The sequence below is a fragment of the Candidatus Brocadia sapporoensis genome, from assembly GCF_001753675.2.
Classification (GTDB): Bacteria; Planctomycetota; Brocadiia; order Brocadiales; family Brocadiaceae; genus Brocadia; species Brocadia sapporoensis.
Map to the genome: position 1 here is coordinate 1 of NZ_MJUW02000094.1, position 5,294 is coordinate 5,294.

The 5,294-nt window shown below is 40.8% G+C and carries 6 protein-coding genes and 1 pseudogene; 1 reads left to right on the top strand and 6 read right to left on the bottom strand.

The window, feature by feature from the left end; genetic code table 11:
* Positions 1 to 325: pseudogene (locus BIY37_RS08630) on the top strand (APC family permease); the annotation flags it as partial.
* Between the two features lie 88 nt (positions 326 to 413).
* On the opposite strand, the gene BIY37_RS08635 reads toward BIY37_RS08630, so the two are convergent.
* The 6 genes from BIY37_RS08635 to BIY37_RS13915 all read right to left on the bottom strand — a co-directional run.
* The gene (locus BIY37_RS08635; RefSeq protein ID WP_070067442.1) at positions 414 to 1,145 is read right to left on the bottom strand and encodes a response regulator; all 732 of its coding nucleotides are present in this window, start codon (positions 1,143 to 1,145) and stop codon (positions 414 to 416) included.
* A 62-nt stretch (positions 1,146 to 1,207) separates the two neighbouring features.
* Positions 1,208 to 1,582 carry a response regulator gene (locus BIY37_RS08640; RefSeq protein WP_070067443.1) on the bottom strand — a complete coding sequence of 125 codons (375 nt, stop codon included), beginning with the start codon at positions 1,580 to 1,582 and terminating at the stop codon, positions 1,208 to 1,210.
* Positions 1,583 to 1,674: 92 nt separating this feature from the next.
* Positions 1,675 to 2,049, bottom strand: coding sequence for a response regulator (locus BIY37_RS08645; RefSeq protein ID WP_070067444.1), 375 nt, complete (start codon positions 2,047 to 2,049; stop codon positions 1,675 to 1,677).
* Complete coding sequence (locus tag BIY37_RS08650; protein ID WP_070067445.1) at positions 2,042 to 4,105, bottom strand: c-type heme family protein; 2,064 nt, start codon at positions 4,103 to 4,105, stop codon at positions 2,042 to 2,044. Before BIY37_RS08650 ends, BIY37_RS08645 begins: the two co-directional genes overlap by 8 nt.
* A 318-nt stretch (positions 4,106 to 4,423) precedes the next feature.
* Positions 4,424 to 4,699, bottom strand: coding sequence for a DUF5615 family PIN-like protein (locus tag BIY37_RS08655; protein WP_261340844.1), 276 nt, complete (start codon positions 4,697 to 4,699; stop codon positions 4,424 to 4,426).
* Between the two features lie 389 nt (positions 4,700 to 5,088).
* The coding region (locus tag BIY37_RS13915) for a hypothetical protein (protein ID WP_230402483.1) at positions 5,089 to 5,294 on the bottom strand (206 nt) is incomplete at its 5' end.

Sequence of the window (5,294 nt, forward strand, 5' to 3'; positions counted from 1 at the left end):
TGGGCGATTCATGCCTAAAAATAACCTTTTTTCAGCTCGAATTGCGAAAGTCGGGTTAAGTCTGACCGGTAGTTTCAAATATCTGATTGTGGCAAGTGTTATGATAAGCATCCTTCAATACATTCCTACCTGTTTGGCAGTTATTGTGCTGAGAAGATGCAGGGCAGAGCGAGAGAGGAGTTATAGGATGCCTGGTGGATATTCTATTCCAGCCGTAGCATTGGCAATCTGTGGTTGGCTGATATGCCATGTGGAATTAACAGTGATGGTAGCAACGGCAATAGCAATTGTTTTGTCATTGCCGTTTTATTTTAAGAGACGATAATCTAATAAAGTTTTTCAGTTTGCTATGCGCAGATATCGCGAAATGCACGTCCATAATAGTTCCCACCCATATAAATTCAAGGCACTAATTACTTTCTCAGGGCAAACGTAATTCCGGCTACGTTTCCTTGTTCATTAAATATTCTTGTCATTGTTACATTCACAGGCTGCCCTTCCGTGTTTGAATCTGCAATCTGAAAATCAGTAATTTTTTCTTGTGTGTTCGTAAGCGCTTCTACAGGCAAAGATAGCTTCATACGCGATAAGTGTGCTAATAAATCGGTATTTTTTATATCCGCTTCCTGAATACCTAAAAGTTCGGACGCTGTTTGATTCATATTCCTGATTTTCCATTGTCCATCAGTAACAATTATGCCCTCCTTCAGGCCGGACAAGATCGATTCTAAAACAAACGTCTCGTCCTTTTTTTCTGGCTTTTCTTTTACCGGCCGCATACGCAATAATGATTTTATTCTGGCAAGCAATTCTATTTTATTAAAAGGCTTGCTAATAAAATCGTCTGCCCCCGCTTCAATCCCTTTGATCCTGGCGTCCATCTCATGCAAGGCAGTAATCATGACAATAGGGATATTTTTTGTTGTTTCATCGGAGCGGAGTTTCTGGCACACCTCATATCCCGTCACCTTTGGCATCATGATATCTAATAATATCAAATCGGGATGTTCACCTTTTGCTTTTTCTAATGCCTCCTCGCCATCATACGCCTCGATTACATCGTATTCAGAAGCTGTCAGGATTACCCGAAGGAGTTTTACGTTTTGCTTAATATCATCCGCTATTAATATTTTCGGTTTATCCATGTTTTTCAATTCCTTTTTTGTCTAGGCCTTTCCTGGCGCTTTTTAAATCCCGCGATAAACGGCTACCCTTTTTTTATATATTTTTCAATGATAAGTGGTAATTCCTGAGTATTAATCGGCTTGCTAACATAGGCATCACAGCCCGTTTCTAAGATCTTTTGTTCATCTCCCTTCATGGCATACGCAGTAACTGCAATGATGGGGATTTCCTTTGTCATGGCATCTGCCTTGATCAGTTTTATCAAGGTAAGACCGTCTATCCCCGGGAGTTGGATGTCCATAAGGATAATATTAGGTTTCTGATTCTTTAACAGGTTTAATGCCTCCTCTCCGGTAGCTGCCTCAATCACCGCATATCCCTTTGATTTGAGCACGACGCGCATGAGTTTTCTGTTTTTTTCATTATCCTCAACAACCATCACATTTTTATCCGGCATGCTTTTTTTCCTTCAACAATATAAGTTAAGTTAGCATTTTGAATTTTGGTTTTGATTAGAATTTATTGTATTCTCTAGTAAGGCCCTTCTATTTATTGCGTATCAGCCTTTTTCACATGGAGCTGTTCTATTTTCTTGATTGTAGAAAGGAGGACTTCTTTCGTATTGCTGCTTTTTTGGACAATGGTTAATATGTGGCCATTTAATACCTTTTTATCTTCCGGGGTAATATCCTTTGCAGAACAGATAATAATAGGGATTTTTTTCGCCGTTGGATGGTTTCTCAGCCGTTCAACCACATCGAAACCACTGACATCCGGCATCATAAGGTCAAGGACTATGAGATCGGGGTTACTATTCAGAGCGAGATTGATGCCGTCATTGCCGCTATACGCTTTCAGCACCTCAAAGCCCGCGTCTTCAAGCACGACACTCATATATTTCACAACCTCTTCATCATCATCCACAATGAGTATTTTTTTTTGGTTTGTCCTTGTTCTGTACAAGTGGTATACAGGCATTTACAGAATTGACAAGTTTTATCCGGTCAATGGGTTTCATTAAATATTCCACGGCACCCAGACTAAAACCGAGATCTTTATTGTCTATCATGGACACAATAATTACGGGTATATTAGCAACATCGGGAGAATTTTTCAGTTCGGAGAGCACGTCCCATCCGTCTTTTTTGGGTAACATTACATCCAGGGTAATTAAAAATGGTTGGTATTCTTTTGCCTTTTTGATAGCCTCTTCGCCATCTCCGGCAGTAATAACATGATATCCTGCATTTGTTAGATACAGGGTAAGAAGGTCGGATGCCATGCGGTCATCTTCGACAACCAAAACAGTTTTTGCATCTTTTCCCGCCACGGGCATTGTCTGTTGGGGTTTGAGGTTGGTTTCTTTCGGCTCTTTTGCTTTAACTACAGCTTTAAGAGGTAATACAAAATAAAATATGCTCCCCTTTCCGTATTCACTTTCGCACCAGATCTTTCCGCCGTGCATTTCTAGGATCTTTTTTGTCAGGGGAAGCCCTAACCCTGTTCCTTCATATTTTCGTGCAAAAGAGCCATCCGCCTGCCAGAATTCGTTAAACACCTTTCCGATATCTTCATTTTTTATTCCAATTCCCGTGTCAGATACCGAGATCTGTAGCATATCATCCACAATGCTGGCTTCCAGGACAATCTTTCCGTTCTCCGGGGTAAATTTTATGGCATTTGACAACAGATTATATAAGACTTGTTTAAATTTAACGCGGTCAGCCTCAAGGTTATCCACGTCAGTCAGTATTATGGTCTTTAATTCCAGATGTTTTTTACTGGCCAGTCCCTTTATTATCGTATATACTTCCTCAATCGCCTCGTGGACGGGAAAAACCTCGCACTGGAGTTCCATCCTGCCTGCCTCAATCTTAGACAAATCCAGAATATCGTTGATCATCTGGAGGAGATGGCAACCGCTGCTGTGAATATCATTCGCGAAGTCCATCTGTTCTTCATTCAAATCGCCGGCAATCTTGTCCCGAAGCACCTCCGCAAAGCCGATAATAGCATTGAGCGGTGTGCGCAGTTCGTGCGACATATTGGCCAGAAACTCCGACTTCATCTTGTTTGCTCGTTCCAAAGCCGAAATGGCCTGTTGCAAATAAGCAGTTTTCTCGGCAATGCGTTGCTCAAGTGTGGCATACGTTAATTGTAATTTGGTAGACATATCATTAAATGCCCTGCCCAGTTGGCCCACCTCGTCCGTAGCTGATACATCTACTTTTGTTGTAAGATCGCCCGTTTTTGTAATCGTGGTTACCGCAGCTGTTAATCTTTCAATTGGCTTCATAAACTTTCCTGTCGTCAGAAAAACGATGACCACAATCAACAAGATGCTGACAGAACTGACGGTAACGAAGAAAACGACATTGGCTGCAAATCGTTGCTCGGCGATTTCCTTTGGAATAATGACGCTGATCGCCCCTCGTAATTCCCCAATCCTGTAATCATAGCCAATATCGTAATGGTTTTTTATAAAGTCAGGGGCTTTTTCTATCGGACCATGGCAGAGAAGGCAATCCTCGGTTATACGCAAGGCATAAAGGTAGCGCTCCGCCCTTTTGCCATCCACAACATCCTCTTCCCAATACTCCAAAAGGTTAGGGTCTTTCTCCATTTTTCTGAGCACCTTTTCTTCAAAGGGATCTGGTTTATTGAGCGGGTTTCGAAATCGCATGCTTGTTTGTTTCATAATATAGCCGGTCTTTTCGGCGAATTTCGAACCTATTGAATAGCCAGAAACAGCGGGAATAAAATATTTTGTCTGTTCGTTAATTTCAATTCCAGATATTTTTAGGGCAGAGGCAAGATAATTTCTGGCAGTTTCTAATTCCGTAGCAATTAACTTAGCCTTTTCCCGAACCTCTTTGACAAATTCCTGACGTGTCCGTTTATAAATTGAAAAGGCAATCACCCCGTTCAAAGTAACCAGCAACACGGCCAATAGTATTACGAGTTTGTGTCTGATCTTCATATTCGTTTGTTATTTTAACAATCTCAATCCCCTATGTCCAATTCTTTACTACTTACTTTTTCCCGGTTATTCTTTCTACACCTGTCGAATTAACAGCCTGAAAAGACCTTGAGCGGTCTTTTCAGGGATGGTCTGAAGTTCTTTTATGTGCCAGTCAATCTGCAATAACGGATTTGTTATTTACAAGATTTCTTTTCTGGTAAACCATCTCAGTCATTGCGGCAAACCTTTCCCCCCTTTTTCTCGTGTCAAGTTTGGTAATGTTTTTAAGGTTTTCTATTGTTGATTGACAAGAACCTAAGAGTTTACCTCATAAGTTCACGAAAAGGAATTTTGATCTGAAACAATAATACCGAAATGATTTTTTCCCAACTCCACGTATGATTTTGACAGAATGGCATAGTCTTTAGTGTTGTGGGTTACTATAGTCATTTTGTGCTTTCCGGCATAGGCTAGTTGTCCGCTATCGCCTTTATCATGTCTGCCAACTTCAAAAACGCGAGTAACAGTACCGCCTCTGTTGCGTAGTACCTCTGCCAGCAATACTCTCACATCCTCGTTAAGATATAACGCATAGCAGACTCTTTGAGAGATAGCTCTTTATTTATCTCCTGCTTGTTTTCGTAATAAGTAAGCGAGAGAGCCATAGGCTTGTGAAAGTGTTAGAAGTGGAAATTCTTTAACGAATTCTTCTTGCGTCATACCTTGTTTCAATACATAAAAACAACAGGACGTACCGGGAATTTTGTGTCAGTGATTACAGGATTTACGCCACAATGGATTTTGTCGAAGGATTGAATAGCAAATCCGGGTTATCCAGCGACGGGCCTACGGTTTAAGAGGCGAAGAATATCTTCGCTTAAAAATTCTGATCTGTATGCTTCCGGAAATATAAAAATGCAAATTTTCCTACCCATTTCCACGACGACCCTCTTTCTTTATTTAGGAAGTATTTAGTGTCTGAACGAACACACATAATTTTGTCATTTTGGCCGAAGGGAGTAATTTTCAAACCCTACAATTTCAAGGTTCAAAAGATTTCTTGCCCCGCCCGAAATGACATTTTTGGTAGTTTTCATTCGGACACTAAGCCTTATCCAAGCGTGATTTTTTTGTTGAGAGAGGTGAAGATGGTTGAAATGCCCGATTTTACTGGTTAAAATGGAGACGTGTGAAAACTTTAATAACC

Bases quoted from the DNA above. Each gene is read 5' to 3' on its own strand.
- BIY37_RS08635 (WP_070067442.1), bottom strand. From the start codon at position 1,145: ATGGATAAACCGAAAATATTAATAGCGGATGATATTAAGCAAAACGTA.
- BIY37_RS08640 (WP_070067443.1), bottom strand. From the start codon at position 1,582: ATGCCGGATAAAAATGTGATGGTTGTTGAGGATAATGAAAAAAACAGA.
- BIY37_RS08650 (WP_070067445.1), bottom strand. From the start codon at position 4,105: ATGAAGATCAGACACAAACTCGTAATACTATTGGCCGTGTTGCTGGTT.